Consider the following 23,279-nt stretch of genomic DNA (forward strand, 5'->3'; position numbering starts at 1 on the left):
TGAGGGCATGATTAAAGCCATTTTTTTTGATATTGATGGGACGTTACTCGATTCATCTGGTCATGCCGCTCAATCGACTAAAAAAGCGCTGGAGCTGGTGAATAAAAAAGGAATTCTCGTTGGCGTGGCCACCGGGCGTGGGCCTTATCGACTGGAAAAACAAATTGATCATTTGGAAATGGATATTTATGTGACCTATAATGGACAATTAGTTTACTCGCCAAAGCGGACGCTTTTTGCCCAAAGTTTTGCACCAGAAACTTTAACGCAACTGATGAATTTTGCTGAAAAAAATCAGCGCCAAATGATGTTTGGCACCCGCTACAAAGTGTTAGGATCGCGCTTGTTGCGCTTTGCCCAATCGCGAATGGCCCAAAAATTATTTCGTCTATTACCAAAATGGTTTCCAGTGGTTGCTTTTAGAAAGATGGTCTCAGTCATTAAAAAAATTGCTCGACCTACTCGATTTAATGTGGAAACTATTTTAAAAACGCCGATTTACCAAGTGGTGATGTTAAGTCCCATGGGAGAATTGGCGCGCTTGAAAAAAGAATTTCCCGATTGTCATTTTACCCGCTCCAATAAATTAACGGTGGACATTATTCCTAAAGGCGGCTCCAAAATTTTAGGAATTAAAAAAATTACCGAACCATTTGGCATTTCAATTTCTGAAGTGATGGTCTTTGGGGATTCATGGAACGATCTGGAAATGATTCAAGAAGCCGGCATCGGAGTGGCCATGGGCAATGCTCCGCGCGAGGTGCAAAAAAAAGCAGATTATGTGACGGGCTCCAACGATCAAGATGGCATCTATCAAGCCTTTGTTCATTTTGGCTTGATCGATGAGCCGGAACAATTTTTGCCGCCAAAAATTTAATTAAAAATTTTGAAACAATTAGTGAATCAAGGGCTAGACTATGCTATAATTTCATGTAGATGCCAAAAATAAAGTGACCGTTTCAAATGAAAATGAAAATGTCAAACACATTGAAAAGTAATGATTCGGAGGAACAATAATGGACAGCAAAGTGATTATTTTGATCGTGGTGGCGATAATTGTCATTGCCGCGATTGTTTACCTGGTAGGATATTTTTTAAAAAAAGCCAATCAAGAAAAATTAGATGCCTTAGAAGAAAGAAGAATCGCGCTTTTTGATTTGCCAATTTTAGAAGAAATCGACGACGTGAAAAAAATGCACTTAGTTGGTCAAAGTCAAAATACCTTCCGAGAATGGAATCAAAAATGGCAAGATTTATCAACGTCGCGCTTTGCCGATTTTGAAACGCAAGTCAATGATGCAGAAATTTTAAATGATACTTTTCGTATTTTTAAAGTCAAATCAAGCATTGAAGAAGCAAACGATACTGTCGAAGTGATGGAACAAGAAGCGACCGAAATTCGCGCCGGGTTAAAAGAATTGCGCGAAAGTGAAGAGCGAAATTCTCTTGCCGTTCAACATGCCTTAGATGTTTACGACGAGTTGAAAGCTGAAGCTAAAGACGACGGACAAAAATTTGGCCCAGCCCTTCCTGAAATTAAAAAACAACTTAAAAATATCGAAACGCATTTTACTACTTTTGTTTCCTTAAATACTTCCGGTGACCCTATCGAAGCCGGCGATGTTTTACAAGAAGCCGAAGAAAAAACTTTTGAAATGCAAAAAATAATGGAACAAATTCCAGCTAGCTACGACTTGTTGAAACAAACTTATCCTAGCCAACTAAAAGAAATTAAAGATACGTATCATCGTTTGCAAAAAGAACATTATGTTTTCCCAGAAAAAGATTTAGAAAAATTAATCAAAGCTTCTGAAAATAAAGTAGCTAGCAATATTAAAGATTTGGAAAAAATCGAAATTGACGATGTCAAAGAAACCAATCTCCAATTGGAAGAAGAAATCGACGACTTGTACGCCATTTTAGAACGAGAAATGAAAGCCAAAGTCGAAGTGGACAGCAACGTTACGGCATTAGGTGAATTTGTTGCTCACGCTGAAAAAAACAATCGCCAATTATTAATCGAACTAGATCACACCAGTCAAAGTTACGCCTTAACGAAAAATGAATTAGGACGCGTCCGAGGCTTCCAAGGACAAATTGAAGAAGTCATGAAACAAAACGCTGACCTTGAACCAAAATTAAAAGAACACACGGTTATTTTTTCTGAAGTAGAAGTTTTCATTAAAGATACCTTCAACCTGTTGGAAGATATTGAAACCCAACAAGTAGAAATCGCGCAAAGTTTACAAGATTTAAAAGCTGGCGAAAAAGAAGCGCAAGGACAAATTGATGACTTTGAATTTAAATTGCGGACTTTAAAACGTTACGTAGAAAAACAACGTTTGCCAGGTCTGCCAGGAGATTATCTGGAATTTTTCTTTGCGGTTACTGATCACATTGAAGATTTATCTCAGGAACTCAATCGCATCCGAATCAATATGGATGATGTCAATCGCTTAGTGCGTTTATGCCGAGAAGATTTGGAATTGTTGGAGCAAAAGACTCACGACTTAGTAGATGCAGCAGCTTTAACCGAACAAATGATGCAATATGCTAATCGTTATCGTCACTCTGATCAAAATATTAAACAAGCAATCGATCAAGCTTTGGTTTTATTTACAAAACGTTATCAATATCAAGATGCACTAGATGAAATTGGGACCGCGTTAGAACAAGTGGAACCAGGAGCTTTCAAACGAATCGAAGCATTTTATTACGCCAATCAAGCTTAAAAATTTGCAGACAGCAAGCAAAAAGAGAAAATCTTTTTGCTTGCTGTTTTTTTTGAAGGGCAATTATTTTTTTATTCGGCTAATTTTCGTTATAATGAATGTACTTTAAAAGAAAGGAGTATGAACAATGCGAAAATATATTGCAGAATTTTTAGGAACTTTTATGTTGGTTTTTTTAGGAACGGGGACTGTAGTTATTGCAGGTGGTGATACGCTAGCGATTGGTCTGAGTTTTGGTTTAGCTATTACGATTATGGCTTATGCAGTTGGCGGTATTTCTGGTGGACAATTTAATCCAGCAGTCACGGTAGCCATGATAATTAATAAACGGACAACAATTATGGACGGTATTTTTTATATCGTTGCGCAATTTTTAGGAGCCATTGCGGCTTCAGCTTTTCTAGCAATTTTTATTCAAGCGTTAGGTTTGCCATCAGATGGATTTGGTCAAACTGATTTCCCTGACATTTCTTTAGGACTGGCCTTTTTATGGGAAGCAGTGATCACTTTCTTATTTGTTCTAGTAATTATTCTAGTCACAAGTAAAAAATGGGGCAACAGCACCATGGCACCCGTAGCCATTGGATTGGTTTTGAGTTTTTTAATTATCGTTTCTTTGAATTTAACTGGCGGATCTTTAAATCCAGCTAGAAGTTTCGGACCAGCATTATTTGCCGGCGGATCAGCCTTAAGTCATTATTGGGTTTATCTCTGCGCCCCAGTAGTCGGCGCCGCAATTGCCGCATTATGCGGAAAATTCCTAGGCAGTGAAGAATAAGGATGTCGAAAGGGCGTTAAGTGATGTAGAGAATTAGGAAAAATGAGGACGAATGGAACATTCGCCGGAATTTTTATCTATTTTCCTAACTGCAAGACAAATTACACCGTCAAACAAAGTTGTCGAAAAGCCGATTTGCGCTGTAAAAATTTAGTAAAATGGTGAATGAACGCAAAGCGGTCAGAAGGCATTTTGTCTAATTTCCTAAGCGCAGGCTTTGAGACACCGTCAAACAAGGCTGCAGAAAATCATAAATCAAAAAACACTGCGAAAACTTTTCGCAGTGTTTTTTTTCTTTTTCACCAATAAACACTAATTTTTGCCTTTTTATTCTTATTTTGCGAGAATAAAAGAGAAGAAAAATAAAAAGGGGGAATTTATTTTGAGTTTAACATCAACTTATTTATTATCAAATGGCGTCAAGATTCCGCAAGTAGGATTTGGTACGTGGCAAACACCAGCGGGCGATGTGGCTGAAAAATCTGTTTTAGAAGCACTGAAAGTGGGCTATCGCCATATCGATACGGCGCAAGGATATAAAAACGAAGAAAGTGTCGGCAACGCGATTAAAAAATCCGGCCTCAAACGGGAAGATATTTTTCTAACGACAAAACTTTGGAACGAAAGTCATGGTTATGAAGCAACGAAAAAAGCTTTTGCCGAAAGTTTAGTCAAACTTCAAACGGAATACGTGGATTTATTTTTGATTCATTGGCCTAATCCGGTAACTTTTCGTGACGATTGGGAAAAAACCAACGCGGAAACGTGGCGGGCGATGGAGGAGTTATATCAAGAAGGAAAAATTAAAGCGATCGGTGTGTCGAATTTTATGATTCACCATTTAGAAGCACTGGAAAAAACAGCGAAAATTTGGCCAATGGTTAACCAAGTTTTCTTAGCTCCCGGTGAGGTTCAACATGATTTGGGCGTCTACTGTGCGGCCCACCAAATTTTATTAGAAGCTTATAGTCCACTAGGCACTGGGAAAATATTTTCAGTACCAGAAATGAAAACTATCGCTGAAAAACATCAGAAAACAATTGCCCAAGTGGCTTTGCGGTGGAGTTTGCAACATAAATTTTTACCATTACCAAAATCAGTTACCCCTAGTCGAATTAAAGAAAATACGGAAATTTTTGATTTTGAATTGGACAAAGAAGATATGCGGCTGTTAGATAGTCTTGATGGTGTTGTTGGTAAACAAAAAGATCCTGATACAACGAATTTTTAAAATAAAATCCGCTGCATTAAGCCGGCTTTCCAAAGTAGAAATCGTACTTTGGACAGTGGACTTTGCAGCGGATTTTTTTTAACGATAAAGACGCAATCTTTCTTTCAAATGATAAATGGTCAGCGCTGGATCATTGGTGTTGTCCATAACAATTAGATTAGGGACATTTTTTTTAAGCTCGGTTAATTGAGCAGTTTCTTCTTTGAAAAGGGCGACTCGTTTTTTCGTTTCTTCAACCGGTAATTCTCGACGTTTCAAACGCCGTAAAAATGTTTTTTCGTCAATTTGTAAATAGACGGGCACAATGGGGAAAATTTGACTTTGCAAATGATAAAATCCAGGCACCGTCACAATAGCAAAGGCGGTTCTATAATTCGTACGATTCAAAACTTCTTGACGTTCTGTGCCATAATATTGGTCTGCGTATTGATCGGTTTCAAAAAATTCACCAGCCGACATTTTTTCTTGGAAAGTTTCTGAGCGAATAAAATAGTAATCTTGCCCATTTTTTTCGGCGGGACGTTTTGGGCGCGTGGTGGTGGTAATTACTTTTTGCGTTTTTTGAAAGATTTTTTCGGAAATAAATGTTTTACCAGAAGCAGACGGTCCCATAAAACAAATCAACGGATGAAGCAGTGTTTCCACTTGTGGCACGTCCTTTCATATCAAATTGTTTTCATTTTACCATAGATGGAGCGCAAAAAAAATCTTATCAGACAGTTAAATTTACAATAAAATTTTTTTCAGCTACACTAAATAAAGAAAAATATTTGGAGGCCAGAAGATGAAAATTGTAATTATTGGTGGAATTGCCGCCGGAACTTCGGCAGTAGCTAAAGCGCGGAGATTGTTGCCAGATGCCCAGTGTATTATGTATGAAAAAGGTGAAGTGGTCAGCTTCGGTTCTTGCGGTCTGCCGTATTTTATTGGCGATTTTTTTAATGACGAAAATGAAATGATTGCTCGCTCAATTGCCGCCTTTGAAAAATCTGGTGTGACGGTTAAAACCGGCCATGAAGTCTTAAGTGTTGATCCTGAAAAAAAAGAAATTACAGTTAAAAACTTAGCAACTGGTGAAATTTTTACCGACAATTATGATCAATTAATGATTGCTACTGGATCAACGCCGATTATGCCGCCGTTTACCAATCGCGATTTAAAAAATATTAGTGTAGTCAAAACTTTATCCGATGGTCAAAAATTAAAAAAATACGCCGAAGATGAAAAAATCAAAGATGTCACAATTATTGGTGGTGGCTCTATCGGTTTAGAAATGGCCCACGCCATGCAGCATCAAGGGAAAAATGTTCGAATGATTCAACTAGAAGAAAGACTTTTGCCGGATGCTTTTGATCATGAAATTTCTGAATTAATGGCCGATACGCTCATTAATGCCGGAATTGATTTGCATATAAAAGAAACAGTGGTGGGCTTTAACGGTTCAGTAAACGCCGAGTCGGTCATTACTAATAAAGGCGAGTACCCGACTGATTTAGTCATTGTAGCCACAGGTGTTCGACCAAATACGGCATTTTTAAAAGATACCGGCATTGAACTAGATAAAAATGGGGCGGTAATTATTAATAAGCGCGGCCAAACGAATCTTGAAAATATTTATTCCGCAGGTGATTGTGCAACGATTCCTCACTTTCTAACTGACGAAAATATTTATGTGCCGCTAGCGACTGGGGCCAATAAAATGGGCCGGATTGTTGGTGAAAATTTAGCTGGGAACAAAAAAGAATATCCAGGAAGTTTAGTGACTAGTGGATTGAAAATTTTAGGGATGGAAGCTGCGCGCACGGGGCTGACTGAACAACAAGCTAAAGAATTAAATATTCCTTTCAAGTCCGTTTTTATTAAAGATAAAAATCACACTAGTTACTATCCTGGTCAAAAAGATATTTACATTAAATTAATTTATCACGCCGACACAAAAGTTTTACTTGGCGGACAAATTGCTGGTGAAAGTGATGCTGTTCTTAGAATTGATACATTAGCGGCGGCTATTTTTGCTAAAATGACGACAGAAGATCTCGGATTTTTAGATCTCGTTTACGCACCACCATTTTCTCGCACGTGGGAAGCGTTGAATGTCGCTGGCAATGTAGCAAAATAAGTTATAAAATAAGTTGCTAAATAAGTTGTAACTTGTCCAATTGGCAGTTTAAAAGTCGCTCAAATTGTGGTATGGTTAGAAAAACAAATCAACTGGAGGAACTTATGACCCCGGATTCCATGAAAATTTTTAGTTTAAATGCTAATCCTGCTTTGGCTGAAAAAATTTCCAAAGAAATTGGCCAAGATCTTGGAAAATTAACTGTCAAACAATTTAGCGACGGTGAAATTCAAATTAATATTGAAGAAACGGTGCGCGGCTATGAAGTTTTTGTAATTCAAGCAACTAACGATCCGGTAAATGATCATTGGCTTGAGCTTTTGATTATGATTGACGCGTTGAAACGTGCCAGTGCAAAATCAATTAATGTCGTCTTGAGTTATTACGGATATGCCCGCCAAGATCGGACCGCTAAACCAAGAGAACCGATTACTGCTAAACTTGTTGCTAATATGTTAGTTAAAGCTGGCGCCACTCGGGTGCTGACTTTGGATTTGCATACTGTTCAAGTCCAAGGGTTTTTCGATATTCCGGTGGATAATTTATTTACAGTACCGATGTTTTCAAAATATTATTTAGAAAAAAATCTTGATTTGAAAAATTTAGTCGTCGTAGCTCCGAAAAATTCTGGAATTAAACGGGCGCGTTCATTAGCGACTGATTTAGATGTGCCGATTGCTATTATTGATTATTTCCAAGAAGATGATGGCTCAACTACCGGCTACATTATTGGTGAAGTCAAAAATAAAACGTGTATCATGATTGACGATATTTTAAATACCGGTCAAACTTTTAGTCAAGGAGCTAAAATTTTAGCTGAAAGCGGAGCAGGCGATCTTTATGCTTGTGCTTCCCATGGCCTTTTTTCAAATGGCGCTAAAGAATTATTGGCCGCATCTCCTTTAAAAGAAGTTTGCGTGACTGATTCAGTAGCAATTGATCCGACTGGCATCGAGGACAAATTAGTCGAACTTTCTGCCGCCCCTCTTTTGGCCGAAGCGATTCGCCGCATTCACACGAATACGCCAATGAGTCCTTTATTCAAATTACACAAAGATGAAAAAAAATAAGAAATAATCTTCCTGTAAAAATTCTGTCGACAATCCTCGGCAGAATTTTTTGCACTTTTTAAAAGAATTGGCTAAAATAAACATAATTGAGGTGAAAATTTTGGGAAATATTTATTTAGATCACGGGGCTACCACGCCCATGCATCCAGCCGTTATTGCTGCGATGGTAGCGGAAATGGAAAATAATTTCGGCAATCCTAGTTCAGTCCACGCTTTTGGTCGGGCCGGGAAAAAATCTTTAATGACCGCCCGGACATTAATTGCAGGAAGTTTAAATGCAGAAGCGGAAGAAATTATTTTTAATTCTGGTGGAACAGAAGGCGATAACACCGCTTTAATTGAAACGGCTTTGGCCCAACAAAAATTCGGCAAACATATTATAACGACTTCCATTGAGCATCCGGCGGTTATTGAGCCGCTTCATTATTTGGAAAGCTTAGGCTTTGAAGTAACTTATTTACCTGTAGATGAAAAAGGTCAAATTACGGTTCAACAAGTGGCCGATAATTTACGGGAAGACACGATTTTAGTTTCTATTATGGCAGCTAATAACGAGACGGGAAATATTTTGCCCATTTCAGAAATTGGCGAATTATTAGTTGAGCACCAAGCAATTTTTCATACCGATGCCGTCCAAGCGTATGGCGCTTTTGATATTGATGTAAAAAAACAACATATTGATTTATTATCAGTCTCCGCCCATAAATTCTCGGGGCCAAAAGGAGTGGGCTTTTTATACAAAAATAAATCCGTCCGTCTGCCAGCCTTACTAAAAGGTGGCCAGCAAGAAGAAAAACGGCGGGCCGGTACCGAAAATTTGCCAGCAATTGTCGGAATGGCCGAAGCGGTAAAAATCCTAACCCCACTTGAGAAAAAAAATCGGAAGCATCGCTACCAAGAATTGGCAACTAAAATTTTAGTTGAACTAAAAGATGCCGGAATTGATTTTTCTTTAAATGGCGATCCACAACATAAATTGCCCCACGTTTTAAATCTTTATTTAAAAGGAATTCATCGTGATGTTTTATTGATGCGCTTAGATTTAGCCGGGGTAGCCGTGTCTTCCGGGTCAGCTTGCACAGCAGGCACCATTGAGCCGAGCCACGTCTTAGAAGCCATGTATGGACATGATGCACCCCAAGTAGATGAAAGTATCCGCATTTCTTTAGGGTATGAAAATACAGAAGACGAAATCGATCAATTTTTGGAAATTTTAATTGCCGAAGTACAGCGCTTAAAAAAATAAGCACAAAGTTCAATTTTCCAGTATAATAGAATGATAAGAAAGAAATGAGGTGTTCATATGGCATTTGCCAAAACGGCGACTGTTCTCGGTTGCCCAGTTCAATACAAATTAAATCCTAGCGCCAAACGTTACACACTTAGAGACAACGGGTTCACTGAAACAAATGGCGGCAATTATCAGCTGTTGGTTCCCATTACCGCCACGCCCCAAAGTCAAGAAGGATTCAAATTAAAAATTACCGTGGACAAAGAAGTTCAATTATTAAAAATGTCCATTGTCAGCAAAAATGGTTTACAATCGATTGATATTTTTAAAGGGGATCAACATCAAATGCTCCAAGAAAAATTTTATTTTCTTTTGGATGGCATGATTGATCGTGGTCTTTTTGAAAAAGTAGCGTAAATTTTCGTTGAGATTTATTCATTTAAAAAACAAAAATCGTGAGAGGTCATCACGATTTTTTTGTTAGGAGGGATTATTTTGCGGTATTTTACTAGCGACACGCATTTTTTTCACGCCGATTTATTAGGGATGAATGATTTTGCCCCGCGGCCTTTTGAAAATATTGCCCAACTCCATAAAACCATTATCAGCAATTGGAACGCAGTAGTCGGTCCCAATGATATCGTCTATCATTTGGGCGATATTGCTGTCCATCCAAAACACGAAGCGGGTTTCCTGGAAATTTTAGCCATTCTAGAAGAACTTTCCGGACAAATTATTTTTGTAAAAGGCAATCACGATTCGCGGGCTTTTTTAAATTATTTAATTAAGGCGGATCCGAAAAAATTTTCTTATCATGATGTGGGCTTAATTAAAAAATTCCATCATCATCAGTTTTTCCTTACTCATTATCCGATGTTAATGGGTAAGTCGATTAATTCGATTAATCTTCACGGGCATATTCATCACGCTATGTTGCCGATTGCCGAAAATATTAATGTAGGAATTGACGCGCCGGAAAATGATTTTTTAAACCCGCGTCCGAAGTTTGGTGCGCCCATTTCAGAAAATCAATTAATAGAAATTTATGAGGCAAAAAAAGCGGAAATTGCCCGGATAAGTGGAAGTCAATAGTCTAAAAAACGTGCTTTTTTGAAAAAGATAGTGTAAAATAATTTTTACTGATTTAAAACGACCTTCAAATCGTGAAATCAAGATGAAATGAAATGATGGTGAAAGAAAGATGCAAGACAATTCAAAAATACGCGTCGTTGTGGGCATGAGTGGCGGCGTGGATTCTTCAGTCACCGCGTTGCTTTTAAAAGAGCAAGGCTATGACGTTGTGGGGATTTTCATGAAAAATTGGGATGATACCGATGAATTTGGTGTCTGCACGGCAACCGAGGATTATAAAGATGTTGCTGCAGTAGCTGCTGAAATTGGAATTCCTTATTATTCCGTGAATTTCCAAAAAGAATATTGGGACCGCGTCTTCGAATATTTTTTGGCGGAGTATCGCTTAGGACGCACGCCTAATCCTGATGTAATGTGTAACAAGGAAATTAAATTTAAAGCCTTTCTTGATTATGCGATTGAACTAGGTGCCGATTATGTGGCTACTGGTCATTATGCGCAAATTCAAAAGATGCCTGATGGAACGGTAAAAATGTTGCGAGGCGCTGATAACAATAAGGATCAAACTTATTTCTTATCCCAATTATCGCAAGCTCAACTTTCTAAAGTGATGTTTCCTTTAGGTCATTTGGAAAAACCAGAAGTTAGAGCAATTGCTGAGCGGGCAGGACTGGCTACGGCTAAGAAAAAAGATTCTACCGGTGTTTGCTTTATTGGCGAGAAAAATTTCAAAAAGTTTCTTAGTGAATATTTACCAGCCACGCCTGGTCGGATGAAAACTTTAGATGACGTTGATATGGGCGGCCATGATGGCTTAATGTATTATACGATTGGTCAACGGCAAGGTCTCGGCATTGGTGGCACAGGAATTACCAATGATCCTTGGTTTGTGGTGGGAAAAGATTTATCCACTAACACATTACTTGTGGGTCAAGGATTTGAAAATCCGGCGTTATATGCTGACACGTTGACTGCTTCTGAAATTCATTTTACTGTGGATAATTTTTCGAAAAAAGATTTTCATTGTACAGCGAAGTTTCGTTATCGCCAACAAGATGTGCCAGTCACGGTGCATTTAAAAGAAAATAACCAAGCCACGGTTGTTTTTGATATGCCGGTTCGCGCCATTACGCCTGGACAAGCAGTAGTTTTTTACGACGGAGACGAGTGTCTTGGTGGCGGTCTAATTGATGTAGCTTACCAAAATCAACATGAATTGCAATATGTCTAAAAAAGGAGGGTGTCTGGATGTTTGAAGTCATTGAAATGTACGGCGATTACGAGCCGTGGTGGTTTTTTACCGGTTGGGAAAAAGATATTCAAGAAAAAAAACAATTTTCAACTTTAGAAACTGCGCAAAATTATTTTTCGACTCGCGAGAAAATCCTAGCTGAAAAATATAGTAAAGAGCGGGCGAAAGATCAATTTTTAACAACATTTTGGAATGAAGGCGAATTGCGTTTTTGCCAAGAATGTGACGACGATTTGCAACAATACAAAGGACTCCTTTTATTAAAAGACGGGCATAAAATTGAAAATGAAACGCCCATTGAACATCACGGACGCGTTTGTCCGTTGAGTCAACAGGCGTAAACAGGCTGGGAATTTTGATTCCCGCCTGTTTTTTTGTTATGGTTAAATGAAAGGACGTGATCAAATGGGAAAAAAATTAGTGATTACTGAAAAACCGAGTGTCGCCCGAGATTTGGCAGAAATTTTAGGCGCCAAACAAAAACAAAAAAACTTTTTTGAAGGACCAAACTATATTGTCACTTGGGCATTAGGTCACTTACTCACTTTAAAAATGCCAGAAGATATAGATTCCAATTGGAAAACTTGGGCGATGGAGACACTGCCCATGATTCCCAAAAAATGGGAAATTAAACCTCTACCAAAAACGACTGGCCAACTAAAAGCTATTGGACAATTAGCCAAAAGAGGAGACGTTACAGGCGCAATTATCGCCACCGATGCTGGACGTGAAGGGGAACTTGTCGCGCGCGAAATTTTACAATGGGTTCGTTTTAATAAACCAGTAGAACGATTATGGATTTCTTCGCAAACAAAAAAAGCTGTAGAAACAGGATTTAAACAATTACAACCGGCTAAAAAATACGACGCTTTATACGAATCAGCTTTAGCGCGCTCGAAGGCCGACTGGTTAGTCGGTTTAAATGTTACTCGCGCACTAACGGTTAAATATGGTGATAATTTATCCGCCGGTCGTGTGCAAACGCCGACGTTGGCCGCTGTTAACCAAGTAGAAGAAAAAATAAATAAATTCATCCCGCAAACTTTTTATAAAATTTCATTGAAGACCGATGAATTTAGCGCACCATTAGTAACAGATAAGCCGCAACAATTTTTAACCCGCGAAAGTGCGGAAGCATTCGTTGCCGAGATCCAAGGAAAAATCGGAAAAGTGGTGGATATTTCTGAAAAAGAAACTCGCGAGCGGCCACCGTTACCCTTTGACCTGACGGAAATTCAAAGAGTTGCCAACCAACAATATCAATTTTCCGCTAAAAAAACTTTGAGTCTGGTGCAAAGTTTATATGAAACTCACAAAATTGTTTCTTATCCCCGCACCGATTCAAAATATTTACCACAAGATGTTAAATCAACTATGGAAGAACGACTACAAGCGGTCGTTTCCTTAGATCCAAGAGCTAAAAAATTCTTGAAAAATCCCCAAGTAAAATTAACGAGTGTTTTTAATGATGCAAAAGTTACTGATCACTATGCGTTAATTCCCACTGAACAAACGCCGACACTTTTACGTTTGTCTAGTGACGAGCTGAAAATTTATCGGTTAATTGTCGGTCGTTTCCTCGGCCTTTTTGCAGACGATCATCGGGAAAAACAAACGACTGTGACCATTGGCTTTTCTAACGGGGCGAAATTTAAATTAAAACAAAGCATCGTTTTAGAAGCTGGTTTTAAAGAAAATACGCCGGTGGAAAAATCAGGACCACATTTCACTAAAGAAACCACGGTGAAAGGTCAATTTATTATTGAGAAATCTTTAACTAAAGCGCCTAAATTAGAAACCGAAGCCGGACTTTTAGGTTATATGGAAAAAAATGCCTTAGGAACGCCAGCCACCCGCGCTGAAATCATCGAAAAATTAATCAAAAGCGAACTGATGGCCAGAAGTGCCAGCGCCGCGTTAACTGTGACGCCAAAAGGCAAACAATTGTTGAAACTAGTCAATCCCTCACTAGTCACTCCAGAGTTAACGAGTAAATGGGAAAAACAATTGGAAAAAATCGGCCAAGAAAAATTAGCACCGCAACAATTTATCGGTGAAATCATTACCGACACCAAAAAATTAGTTACCGAAATTAAAGATTCCAAGGCCGACTATCAAGACTTTTCCATCACGACGAAAGTTTGTCCCGAATGCGGCAGTCTATTGCGAGAAAAAAATACCCGCGATGGCAAAATTTATGTTTGTACGAATGAAAATTGTCAGTACCGTCGCCGGAAAGATCCGAAAGTTTCTAATCATCGTTGTCCTCAATGTCATCGAAAAATGGAAATTCTCGACGGAAAAAATGGTGCTTATTTCCGCTGTAAATTTGACGGAACAACAGAAAAAATCCCTGATAAACACGAACGACGCCAAAAAATTTCTAAGCATGAAGAAAAAAAATTACTAAAAAAAGTAAATCAAGAATCCGAAGAAATCGAAAGTCCATTAGCATTAGCTTTAAAAGCCGCAATGAAAGACGATTAACATAAAAAAACTGCCAAATTCCAGTCTTTTTTTTAAATTTTATCAAATGACTAGACATTTAACCTTAAAATTCGTACACTAAAGAGGAACAAAAATATATTTTGAGGAAGGGAAATTGTATGAGCGAAAATAAAATTGTTTTTCCCGAGAATTTTTTGTGGGGCTCGGCATCTGCCGCCTATCAAATTGAAGGTGCCTATGATCTTGATGGCAAAGGTCCTTCTATTTGGGACGAATTTGTCAAAATTCCTGGAAAAACTTTTAAAGGAACCAACGGCGAATTAGCCGTGGATCATTATCACCGTTTCAAAGAAGACGTCGCTTTAATGAAAGAGTTAGGCTTAAAAGCGTACCGCTTCTCAGTAGCTTGGTCACGAGTTTTACCAAATGGTCGCGGCACGGTAAACGAAGCCGGATTGAATTTTTACAAAGAATTAGTAGATGAACTAATTGAAAATGGAATTGAACCGGTTTTGACCATTTATCATTGGGACTTGCCACTAGCGCTTCAAGAAGAATATCAAGGCTTTGAATCGCGCAAAATTGTCGATGACTTTGTAGAATATTCCACGCTTTTATTTGAAACTTTCCGCGGCAAAGTAAAATATTGGGTCAGCTTAAATGAACAAAATATTTTCACTTCCCACGGCTATTTAATGGGGACGCATCCGCCTGGTGTCCAAGATCCAAAACGTTTTTATCAAGTGAATCATCATGCTAACTTGGTGAACGCGGCGATTATTAAAAAATTCCATGATTTAAAAATGCCTGGCCAAATCGGTCCAAGTTTTGCTTATTCACCAACATATGCCATTGATGCTGACCCTAAAAATGAATTGGCGCAAACAAATGCCGAAGATTTTCTAGCCCACAATTGGTTAGATGTTTATGTTTGGGGCGTTTATCCAAAACCTGTTTTGAAATATTTAAAAGATAATGGCTTAGATTTTGAAATTACTGATGCTGACCGTGAATTATTAAAAGCAGCCAAACCAGATTTTCTAGGGATTAACTATTATCAAACCAACACGATGGCTTTCAACCCACTTGCTGGAGGCGTCGGTGCCGGCGTTGCCAACACTAGCGGGGAAAAAGGAACTAGTTCAGAATCTGGCGTGCCAGGTTTGTACAAGTCGGTCAATAATCCATTTGTAGAAAAAACTAACTGGGATTGGAATATCGATCCTGTCGGTTTGCAAATTGGCTTGCGCCGTTTGGAAAGTCGTTACCGTTTGCCAATTTTAATTACGGAAAATGGTTTAGGGGAATACGATAAAGTTGAAGATGGAAAGGTCCATGATGATTACCGGATTGATTATTTGCAAAAACATGTCCTAGCCATTAATGAAGCTATTAAAGAAGGCGTGGATGTTTTAGGTTATTGCACTTGGTCATTCACCGATTTACTTTCTTGGCTCAACGGTTATCAAAAACGTTACGGCTTTGTTTATGTCGATCAAGACGAAACACAAGAAGGAACATTAAATCGTTTGAAAAAAGATTCATTTTATTGGTATCAAAAAACTATCGCTGAAAATGGCGAAAATTTAAAATAAATTTGGGACAAGGAAATTTTAAAAATTTCTGAATGTCCATCAACTAGCGCGCTGGCAAAATTTTTGTCACGGCGCTAGTTTTTTTTGTTATAATGGCTTCAAAGGAGTGAGCATTTTGGCGCAACAAAAGAAAAAAAGAGTGACAAAAAAACAGCAGCAAGAAAAAGAACGTCTCAGCTTTATGGTGATGGGTTTGATTTTGCTTTTATTTAGTGTTTTTGGTGGATTAAGATTAGGATTTTTAGGGATGATGTTAGCCAATGTTTTTCGATTTTTTGTAGGGAATGCTTACTTGGTTTTTGCCGTCCTGATTGGAATTTACGGTTTAATGGTGATGATTAAAGGCGGCGTACCCCAATTTAAAAAATCCCGGCCCTTTATTGGCGCAGGTTTAATTTTTTTAGGCGCTCTTTTATTTTTAACTGCCTGGCAGTTTCGAGCAGGCCTGGCAAAAGATGGTGGTGTCCTGCAAGTTTTCTTCACGAATTTATTTGCCGATATTAAAAATGTTTCCGTCACATCTGATGCCGGTGGCGGATTTCTCGGAGCGTTGTTATACACCGGGACAAATTTTTTAATCGCTCAAATCGGATCGTATATTGTAGCAGGCCTCTTAGTGATTTGCGGCGTGGTGGTTTTCTTTAATTTGTCGGTGCTCCATTTTTTTGAAAAAATTACTCAAAATCATCAAAAAATACAAGAAAAAAATGCGACCTTAAAAGAAAATTTTCAAGATAAACGGGCGCAGAAAAAAGCCAAAAAAGAAGCTGACCAAAAAGAAAAATTTGCCGCTTTAGCTGAAGAAAAGCGGGTCAACGATGTCCGAAGCTTAACACCAGGTGAAAAATTGGCCCAAGAAATGCAAGCAGCCGATGGACCAGGCGATCCACAAAAAGAAGTTTATCAAGAAACAAGCTTACTAATTGATCATTTTCAACAAAATATGAAATCTAATCCCGCGCCCGTCAAGGACAAACAAAGTGACAACAAAGAAAAACAAAGCGCAGAAGACGACGGTGTTTTGGAATTTGAGATTTCCCAAGAAACAGAAGATCGAGATTATATTTTGCCAGGAACTGATTTACTAGATGATCATCAACAAGCTGATCAAAGTGGTGAATATAAAAAAATCGAAAAAAATGTTGGCGTGCTGGAAAAAACATTTGCCAGTTTTGGTGTTGATGCCAAAGTAGTTAAAGCTTCCTTGGGACCAGCCGTGACGAAATTTGAAGTCCAACCTGCTGTCGGGGTCAAAGTTTCAAAAGTTGTTTCATTAACTGACGACATTGCCTTGGCGCTGGCGGCAAAAGACGTCCGGATGGAAGCTCCAATTCCCGGGAAATCATTAATCGGAATTGAAGTCCCCAACGAAACAGTCTCCACCGTTAGTTTTAAAGAAATTATCGCCGACAAGCCGCCGCATCCCGATCGCTTGTTAGAAGTGCCGTTAGGTCGAGATATTTCTGGTCAAATTATTTACGCCGATCTTGCTAAAATGCCCCACATGTTAATTGCCGGTTCCACTGGATCGGGGAAATCAGTGGCGATTAACGGGATTATTATTTCCATTTTGATGCAAGCCAAGCCCCACGAAGTAAAACTGATGATGGTGGATCCAAAAATGGTGGAGCTAAATGTCTATAACGGCATTCCTCATTTGTTAACGCCCGTAGTAACGAATCCGAAAAAAGCGGCCCAAGCATTACAAAAAGTTGTTTCCGAAATGGAAGAACGTTACGAAAAATTTGCCGCAACCGGTGTTCGCAATATTACCGGCTACAATGAATTTGTGATTGAACATAATTTGGAAAATGGAACGGCGGAACCTTTGATGCCATTTATCGTGGTGATTGTCGATGAATTGGCGGACTTAATGATGGTGGCCAGTAACGAAGTGGAAGATGCCATTATTCGCCTGGCACAAATGGCGCGGGCTGCCGGAATTCATATGATTCTCGCCACCCAACGCCCCAGTGTCGATGTCATTACCGGAATTATTAAAGCCAACGTGCCGAGTCGAATGGCTTTTGCAGTTAGCTCAGGGATTGATTCTCGAACAATTATTGACTCCAATGGCGCCGAAAAATTATTAGGCCGCGGCGATATGCTCTTTTTACCAATGGGTGAAAATAAACCAATCCGGGTCCAAGGCGCATTTATTTCTGATGGTGAAGTTGAACGGATTGTTAAATTTATTACCGATCAAAAAGGATCCGATTATCGTGAAGATATGATGGTTCCTGATGTAGAAGAGAATGTTGGCGGAAATTTTGAAGATCATGATGAATTATTTGAAGAAGCAAAAAACTTAGTCATTGATATGCAAACGGCCAGCGTTTCTTTATTGCAAAGACGATTTCGCATCGGCTACAATCGCGCCGCCCGCATTGTCGATGAACTAGAAGCCGCCAATATCGTCGGCCCATCAGAAGGCGCCAAACCCCGCAAAGTATTACAAGAACCAACAAAAGAAGTAGAAGAAGAATAGGATGTGACAAAAAGCGTTTTGGGGCGTAGAGAATTAGGAAAATTTTTCGAAAATCCCGATTTTGGATTTTTAAAAATTTAATCTATTTTCCTAGCCACAGCTTTTTTCACACCGATAAATAAGGATGTCGAGAGTGCGTTGTGCGGTGTAGAGAAATAGGAAAATAATTAAAAATCCCGGTTTTGGATTTTCAATTATTTTATCTTTTCTCCTAACCGTTGCACTAGAGACACCGATAAATAAGGATGTCGAGAGTGCGTCCAACTAGGTTGTAAGAAATAGGAAATGATCATGGCCATTTGCGGTCAGAAATCATTTCCTCTTTTTCCCTAGAAAGTCAAAAAGGAGAATCAACAATGGAAGTCACTTATTATAAAGCACCTTTGCCGTTTGTTTATTTAGAATTAATTGCCCGCAATCATGTTTTGGCTGAAATTAATTTCGTTGAGCAGATTGTTGACGACACGCCAGTAAATTCGGATTCTTTTTTGCCGATAATTAATTGGTTGGATCATTATTTTTCCGGAGAAAACTTACCAATTGATTTTCCAATTGCTATGGAAGGAACTGATTTTCAGCTCGATGTTTGGCAAGCGTTGCAAGAAATTCCTTATGGTCAAACGACCACATATGGCGCTTTGGCTAAAAAAGTTGGCGCTAAACGTAACACAGCAAAACTTTCTGCTCAAGCGATTGGTCACGCAGTCGGGAAAAATCCTTTGCCGATATTAATTCCTTGTCATCGGGTGGTTGGAACGAACAAAAATTTGGTAGGTTACACTGGCGGTCTGGATAAAAAAATAAGTCTTTTAACAATTGAACAGCACGATTTAAAGGAGTTTAAACATCCCGATGAAAAAAAGTAAAAAAATATTACTAAGTCTGCTAATAACTATCTTGGTGATTGTTGGTGGTAGTTTGGTTTATGTAAAACAAGCGACTTATCAGCCAACAGAGACTGCCGAAAAGTCTGCTGCATCAGCTAAAGAAAATAATGACGCCTTGTATTTCCCACCAGCATCGACTTCTGAAAAGCCAATGATTCTTTTTTATAGTGGCGCTTTAGTGACTGAAAAAAGTTACAGTATTTGGGCGGAACAATTGGCACAAGCAGGGTATCCGGTGTATCTTTTGCAGTTGCCAATGCATTTAGCCATTTTTAGTCCTAACGCAGCAAAAAAAATTGTCGAAAAAAATCCGAGTCAAGACTACATTATTGGTGGCCATTCTTTAGGTGGAGTTATGGCGAGCCGATTTGCAGCCCAGACTAGTGACAGTCAGTTGAAAGGAATTTTTTATTTGGCGAGTTACCCGGATGAAAAAGGGAGTTTAGCGGATAAAAATTTATCGGCGCTTTCGGTTACAGCGACCAATGATGAAGTTTTAAACCAAAAAACTTGGCAAGAAAGTCAAAAATTTTTACCAGCTGATACGACCTTAATTGAAATTCGTGGCGGCAATCATGCCGGCTTTGGAAGCTATGGAAAACAAAAAGGGGACGGGACAGCGGCGATATCGAATAATCAGCAACAAGAGATGTTGACTGATATTTTGACAACTTGGTTAGAAAAATTTTAATTTTTTTCTTGACAAGTGGGAAACATCGCGGTAAAGTTAAACCACTAAAGGGCAAGGAGTGTTGCAAAATGACTGGACCAACCAATAATTTTTCAGCACAACTGAATAACGCCTATTATTACGGCTATTACGGATAAGACAGTTTGCACTGGATGCAGGCTGAAGCTTGTATCCATGATGGTCGCATTCAACAATGCAATCAACCACATGGAAGAAAAATTTCCGTGTGGTCTTTTTTTAGACTTTTACTTGGCCAGTCGCGGAGAGATTTTTCTTGCGACTGGTTTTTTGTTTACAAAAATTGGAGGAATTAAAATGAAAGTAAAAAAAATCAGTTTCATCGTCTTAATGATGATCGGATTTTTATCTCTTGCTGCTTGCACCAATCAAGAAGATACCACCGGTAAAATAAAAATCGGCATCTTGCAACTTTTAGATCAAACCGCTTTAAATGATGTTCGCCAAGGTTTCGAAGAGGAGCTGGCACAATTAGGATATGGCAAAGAAGAAGTTGCTATTCAGTTTCTTAATGCGCAAGGGGATCAAAGTAATTTAAAAATGATGGCCGATCAAATAAAAAATCGCCACAATGATTTAAATATCGCCATTGCCACCCCAGCAGCACAAGCTTTAAAAAAATCAGATAATCAAACGCCCCTTTTATTTACCGCCATTACCGATCCAGTTTCGGCGGGTCTAATAGAAAATCTGGCGGCACCTGAAGAAAATTTCACCGGCGTTACCGACCGCGTCGATGTGGCCGGCCAAATTGATTTTTTGCATGAATTATTTCCACAAGCGCAAACAGTCGGCTTATTATATAACGCCGCTGAAGCCAATTCAGTTTTTCAAATCGAACTAGCTCGAAAAAAATTGGCGCAATTAAATTTGAAAGTAGTGGAAAAAACTATTGCATCAACTAATGACGTGGAACAAGCCGCCACTGCCTTAGCCGATCAAAGCGACGTCATCTATATTCCCGCTGACAATGTGGCCGCAGCGGCGATGCCCACCATCGGAAAAGTTTCTGAAAAAATGAAAGTGCCAGTAATTACCGCTGATGCCACTATGATTCAATATGCTGGTATCGCAACGTTAGGAATTAATTATCAAGATTTAGGACGACAAACAGCTCGCCTGGCGATAAAAATTTTAAATGGTGAAAAAGTTGCCCAACTTCCCGTGGAAGATCCGGCGGCGGTCACTTTAGTTTATGATGAAAAACGATTGGCACTGTTTGATTTAACCGTTGAAGATTTACCAGAAAAATAAAAAGAATCGAGGAAAAATAAAATGTCTATTTCAATTATTATCGCAAGTATTTACCAAGGACTACTCTGGTCTTTGATGGCCATTGGCGTTTACTTAACGTTTCGGATTTTAGATATTGCTGATATGACTGCAGAAGGAAGTTTTCCGTTAGGGGGCGCGATTTGTGCCAGTTGTATTGTGAACGGTTGGTCACCGATAATCGCTACATTGTTTGGATTTTTAGGCGGTATGGCGGCGGGTTTTATTTCTGGAATTATGCATACCAAATTAGAAATTCCCGCTCTTCTTACTGGGATTTTGACCATGACCGGACTGTATTCGATTAATTTGTTTGTGATGGGAAAAGCGAATATTTCTTTACTGGGAGGCGAAAAAACAATTTTCACTATGACTCCGGTGGCTAACGAAAATACAGCGATTTTTATTGTCGGGGGAATCGTAGTTGCGGCCGTGATTTTATTGCTAGTAATATTTTTCAATACGGAAATGGGACTAGCCGCACGCGCAGTAGGAAATAATCAAAATATGGCCGCTGCTAATGGCGTTAGTGTCGATAATATGAAAATGATTGTTTATATGATTTCTAACGGATTGATTGCGCTATGTGGGGCGCTGATGGTTCAAATGAATGGCTTTGCCGATATTTCTATGGGGATTGGCACGTTAGTTATTGCGCTAGCGGCGATTATTATTGCTGAAATTCTACTGAAAAATATTACCTTTGGCCAACGGTTGTTAACAATTATTTTAGGCTCAATTATTTACCGTTTGATTATCGCTTTTGTCTTAGATCGCGGCGTTGATCCGAACGCTTTACGTTTATTTTATTCGTTACTGCTAACTATTTTCTTAAGCTTCCCGTTCATTTCTAAAAAAATAAAACAACGCCAACTGCGCCAAAAAAATCGTCAAGAAATGGAGGGCAAATAAATGAGTTTGGAAATTAAAAATCTAGAGCAAATTTTTGAAACGGGCACATCTAATGAAACGAAAGTGTTAAAAGGGATTAATTTAAAATTGGATGATGGAGATTTTGTAGTGATTATCGGTGGTAATGGAGCCGGCAAATCAACTTTATTAAATAGCATCGCCGGCAGTCTTCCGGTCACGCGTGGCCAAATTAAAATTAATGGCCAAGATGTAACGTATCAGGGTGTCGCCAAAAGAGCCCGCCATATTGCCCGTGTTTTTCAAGATCCTAAAGCAGGAACGGCACCGCTATTAACTGTGGAAGAAAATTTAGCCTTAGCTTTATCTCGCGGGCAGTGGCGAAATTTTTGGCAACCGGGTGTTAAATCACGCCAGAAAAAATTTTTTAAAGAAAAACTAGCGCAATTAAATTTAGGATTAGAAAATCGTTTATCCGCAGAAATCGGGTTGCTCTCTGGCGGCCAACGACAAGCAATTACTTTACTGATGGCTACTTTAAAAACGCCAGAATTGTTATTGTTAGACGAACACACCGCCGCACTCGATCCTAAAACTTCAGCTACGGTGATGGATTTAACTGAAAAACTAGTCACGCAACAACAACTCACCACTTTAATGATTACCCACAATATGCAAGACGCCATTGATTACGGGAATCGTTTAATTATGTTGGACCGCGGAAAAATCGCCGTAGATATTTCTGGCGATGAAAAAAAACACCTCACCATCCCACAGCTCCTAGCATTATTTAAAAATGCCAGCGGTCAAGAGCTGAATGATGATGCGGTGTTGTTAAGTTAAAATTAATAGCACGTTTGGCAAGGAGTGAGACCCTGAGACAAGGCTTCCTCTAATGTCGCTTGAGTGAAAGTCCCATTACCATGAGGATGTGTGTGATATCGTTTGCCGGTAGGAGTGACATAAACCATTTCGCCAGTGGCTGCAGCAGGGACGGGTGTTTCCACTGGCGCACTAGGTGGCGTCGTCACAGCGGCCGCTGAAATCGTACTTGATCCATCGGCATAATTTAATTCAACGCCATCTTGGATATTAAAAATATAAACATTGAAAGCCAGACTGTTATCAGTAACTGATTGGGCCATCAAATGAACGCCACGAGCTAACAGTTCATCGCCACGAAAAATGGGGGTCACTTGGTAACGCACATAACGTTGACTATCAGCTTCCAAATAAGTTTTAACATCCATTTCAAAGCGGAGCATTTCTGGTGAATTTAATTGGCGGGTACCCGTCATTAAGTTTTTCCAGTTGTCATTTTCTCCAGCCAATGCAAAACCAATTAAATGCGAACGATTAAACAAATAGCCACTTTTAATTTTTTTATTTTTCCAACCAGTTGGCGTAACGTTAGCAATAGATTCTCGTTCTTCAGTCGGCATTAAAGAAACATTTAATAAAGCATCGGCTGCCGTAACGCGGTTTAAAGAATCCAAGTCGCCATA

The 23,279-nt window shown here is 39.1% G+C and carries 21 protein-coding genes; 19 read left to right on the top strand and 2 right to left on the bottom strand.

Annotated elements, in window-relative coordinates; all coding sequences use genetic code 11:
* The first annotated feature begins 7 nt into the window (after positions 1 to 7).
* The 4 genes from BQ5341_RS03635 to BQ5341_RS03650 all read left to right on the top strand — a co-directional run bounded on the left by BQ5341_RS03635 (position 8) and on the right by BQ5341_RS03650 (position 4,741).
* Positions 8 to 877 carry a Cof-type HAD-IIB family hydrolase gene (locus BQ5341_RS03635; RefSeq protein WP_071130683.1) on the top strand — a complete coding sequence of 290 codons (870 nt, stop codon included), beginning with the start codon at positions 8 to 10 and terminating at the stop codon, positions 875 to 877.
* A gap of 139 nt (positions 878 to 1,016) precedes the next feature.
* Positions 1,017 to 2,732: a septation ring formation regulator EzrA gene (locus tag BQ5341_RS03640; protein WP_071130684.1), complete on the top strand. Its 1,716-nt coding sequence runs from the start codon at positions 1,017 to 1,019 to the stop codon at positions 2,730 to 2,732.
* 127 nt (positions 2,733 to 2,859) lie between these two features.
* Positions 2,860 to 3,510: an MIP/aquaporin family protein gene (locus tag BQ5341_RS03645; protein WP_071130685.1), complete on the top strand. Its 651-nt coding sequence runs from the start codon at positions 2,860 to 2,862 to the stop codon at positions 3,508 to 3,510.
* 379 nt (positions 3,511 to 3,889) lie between these two features.
* Positions 3,890 to 4,741: an aldo/keto reductase gene (locus BQ5341_RS03650; protein WP_071130854.1), complete on the top strand. Its 852-nt coding sequence runs from the start codon at positions 3,890 to 3,892 to the stop codon at positions 4,739 to 4,741.
* A gap of 78 nt (positions 4,742 to 4,819) precedes the next feature.
* Here the strand turns inward: BQ5341_RS03650 and BQ5341_RS03655 are convergent, their stop codons facing one another.
* Positions 4,820 to 5,386, bottom strand: coding sequence for a guanylate kinase (locus BQ5341_RS03655; protein ID WP_083378581.1), 567 nt, complete (start codon positions 5,384 to 5,386; stop codon positions 4,820 to 4,822).
* A 139-nt stretch (positions 5,387 to 5,525) separates the two neighbouring features.
* Between BQ5341_RS03655 and BQ5341_RS03660 the strand changes: the two genes are divergently transcribed.
* The 15 genes from BQ5341_RS03660 (at position 5,526) to BQ5341_RS03730 (ending at position 22,617) form a co-directional block, all read left to right on the top strand.
* The gene (locus tag BQ5341_RS03660; protein WP_071130686.1) at positions 5,526 to 6,860 is read left to right on the top strand and encodes a CoA-disulfide reductase; all 1,335 of its coding nucleotides are present in this window, start codon (positions 5,526 to 5,528) and stop codon (positions 6,858 to 6,860) included.
* Positions 6,861 to 6,964: 104 nt separating this feature from the next.
* Entirely contained in the window at positions 6,965 to 7,930 is a 966-nt protein-coding gene (locus BQ5341_RS03665) for a ribose-phosphate diphosphokinase (protein WP_071130687.1), read from the top strand.
* A 100-nt stretch (positions 7,931 to 8,030) separates the two neighbouring features.
* A complete protein-coding gene (locus BQ5341_RS03670) occupies positions 8,031 to 9,176 on the top strand; it encodes a cysteine desulfurase family protein (RefSeq protein ID WP_106396164.1) in 1,146 nt (381 codons plus the stop codon).
* A gap of 57 nt (positions 9,177 to 9,233) precedes the next feature.
* The gene (locus tag BQ5341_RS03675; protein WP_071130688.1) at positions 9,234 to 9,578 is read left to right on the top strand and encodes a DUF1831 domain-containing protein; all 345 of its coding nucleotides are present in this window, start codon (positions 9,234 to 9,236) and stop codon (positions 9,576 to 9,578) included.
* Between the two features lie 78 nt (positions 9,579 to 9,656).
* Entirely contained in the window at positions 9,657 to 10,253 is a 597-nt protein-coding gene (locus BQ5341_RS03680; RefSeq protein ID WP_071130689.1) for a metallophosphoesterase, read from the top strand.
* A gap of 109 nt (positions 10,254 to 10,362) precedes the next feature.
* Positions 10,363 to 11,484, top strand: a complete 1,122-nt coding sequence (gene mnmA / locus BQ5341_RS03685) for a tRNA 2-thiouridine(34) synthase MnmA (protein WP_071130690.1) — start codon at positions 10,363 to 10,365, stop codon at positions 11,482 to 11,484.
* A gap of 17 nt (positions 11,485 to 11,501) precedes the next feature.
* Entirely contained in the window at positions 11,502 to 11,846 is a 345-nt protein-coding gene (locus BQ5341_RS03690) for a DUF1033 family protein (protein ID WP_071130691.1), read from the top strand.
* Between the two features lie 64 nt (positions 11,847 to 11,910).
* The gene (locus tag BQ5341_RS03695) at positions 11,911 to 13,992 is read left to right on the top strand and encodes a DNA topoisomerase 3 (RefSeq protein WP_071130692.1); all 2,082 of its coding nucleotides are present in this window, start codon (positions 11,911 to 11,913) and stop codon (positions 13,990 to 13,992) included.
* Between the two features lie 119 nt (positions 13,993 to 14,111).
* On the top strand, positions 14,112 to 15,548 hold the full coding sequence (locus tag BQ5341_RS03700) for a glycoside hydrolase family 1 protein (protein WP_071130693.1): 1,437 nt from the start codon (positions 14,112 to 14,114) through the stop codon (positions 15,546 to 15,548).
* 115 nt (positions 15,549 to 15,663) lie between these two features.
* Positions 15,664 to 18,036, top strand: a complete 2,373-nt coding sequence (locus BQ5341_RS03705; RefSeq protein ID WP_071130694.1) for an FtsK/SpoIIIE family DNA translocase — start codon at positions 15,664 to 15,666, stop codon at positions 18,034 to 18,036.
* Positions 18,037 to 18,392: 356 nt separating this feature from the next.
* Positions 18,393 to 18,902: a methylated-DNA--[protein]-cysteine S-methyltransferase gene (locus BQ5341_RS03710; RefSeq protein ID WP_071130695.1), complete on the top strand. Its 510-nt coding sequence runs from the start codon at positions 18,393 to 18,395 to the stop codon at positions 18,900 to 18,902.
* On the top strand, positions 18,889 to 19,614 hold the full coding sequence (locus tag BQ5341_RS03715; RefSeq protein WP_071130696.1) for an alpha/beta hydrolase: 726 nt from the start codon (positions 18,889 to 18,891) through the stop codon (positions 19,612 to 19,614). Before BQ5341_RS03710 ends, BQ5341_RS03715 begins: the two co-directional genes overlap by 14 nt.
* 315 nt (positions 19,615 to 19,929) lie before the next feature.
* Positions 19,930 to 20,886, top strand: coding sequence for an ABC transporter substrate-binding protein (locus BQ5341_RS03720; protein ID WP_071130857.1), 957 nt, complete (start codon positions 19,930 to 19,932; stop codon positions 20,884 to 20,886).
* A 27-nt stretch (positions 20,887 to 20,913) separates the two neighbouring features.
* Entirely contained in the window at positions 20,914 to 21,816 is a 903-nt protein-coding gene (locus BQ5341_RS03725; protein WP_071130858.1) for an ABC transporter permease, read from the top strand.
* Positions 21,817 to 22,617: an ABC transporter ATP-binding protein gene (locus BQ5341_RS03730; RefSeq protein WP_071130697.1), complete on the top strand. Its 801-nt coding sequence runs from the start codon at positions 21,817 to 21,819 to the stop codon at positions 22,615 to 22,617.
* Between the two features lie 2 nt (positions 22,618 to 22,619).
* On the opposite strand, the gene BQ5341_RS10730 is transcribed toward BQ5341_RS03730, so the two are convergent.
* Positions 22,620 to 23,270: a DNA/RNA non-specific endonuclease gene (locus BQ5341_RS10730; RefSeq protein ID WP_071130698.1), complete on the bottom strand. Its 651-nt coding sequence runs from the start codon at positions 23,268 to 23,270 to the stop codon at positions 22,620 to 22,622.
* Positions 23,271 to 23,279: the final 9 nt, after the last annotated feature.

It is taken from the genome of Enterococcus timonensis (assembly GCF_900104595.1).
Classification (GTDB): Bacteria; Bacillota; Bacilli; order Lactobacillales; family Enterococcaceae; genus Enterococcus_J; species Enterococcus_J timonensis.

What these genes read in the sequence shown, in the direction of transcription:
- BQ5341_RS03660 (WP_071130686.1), top strand. Translation starts at nt 5,526, where the DNA reads ATGAAAATTGTAATTATTGGTGGAATTGCCGCCGGAACTTCGGCAGTA.
- BQ5341_RS03700 (WP_071130693.1), top strand. Translation starts at nt 14,112, where the DNA reads ATGAGCGAAAATAAAATTGTTTTTCCCGAGAATTTTTTGTGGGGCTCG.
- BQ5341_RS03720 (WP_071130857.1), top strand. Translation starts at nt 19,930, where the DNA reads ATGAAAGTAAAAAAAATCAGTTTCATCGTCTTAATGATGATCGGATTT.
- BQ5341_RS03730 (WP_071130697.1), top strand. Translation starts at nt 21,817, where the DNA reads ATGAGTTTGGAAATTAAAAATCTAGAGCAAATTTTTGAAACGGGCACA.
- mnmA (WP_071130690.1), top strand. Translation starts at nt 10,363, where the DNA reads ATGCAAGACAATTCAAAAATACGCGTCGTTGTGGGCATGAGTGGCGGC.
- BQ5341_RS03640 (WP_071130684.1), top strand. Translation starts at nt 1,017, where the DNA reads ATGGACAGCAAAGTGATTATTTTGATCGTGGTGGCGATAATTGTCATT.
- BQ5341_RS03710 (WP_071130695.1), top strand. Translation starts at nt 18,393, where the DNA reads ATGGAAGTCACTTATTATAAAGCACCTTTGCCGTTTGTTTATTTAGAA.
- BQ5341_RS03690 (WP_071130691.1), top strand. Translation starts at nt 11,502, where the DNA reads ATGTTTGAAGTCATTGAAATGTACGGCGATTACGAGCCGTGGTGGTTT.
- BQ5341_RS03695 (WP_071130692.1), top strand. Translation starts at nt 11,911, where the DNA reads ATGGGAAAAAAATTAGTGATTACTGAAAAACCGAGTGTCGCCCGAGAT.
- BQ5341_RS03665 (WP_071130687.1), top strand. Translation starts at nt 6,965, where the DNA reads ATGACCCCGGATTCCATGAAAATTTTTAGTTTAAATGCTAATCCTGCT.
- BQ5341_RS03715 (WP_071130696.1), top strand. Translation starts at nt 18,889, where the DNA reads ATGAAAAAAAGTAAAAAAATATTACTAAGTCTGCTAATAACTATCTTG.
- BQ5341_RS03635 (WP_071130683.1), top strand. Translation starts at nt 8, where the DNA reads ATGATTAAAGCCATTTTTTTTGATATTGATGGGACGTTACTCGATTCA.
- BQ5341_RS03645 (WP_071130685.1), top strand. Translation starts at nt 2,860, where the DNA reads ATGCGAAAATATATTGCAGAATTTTTAGGAACTTTTATGTTGGTTTTT.
- BQ5341_RS03675 (WP_071130688.1), top strand. Translation starts at nt 9,234, where the DNA reads ATGGCATTTGCCAAAACGGCGACTGTTCTCGGTTGCCCAGTTCAATAC.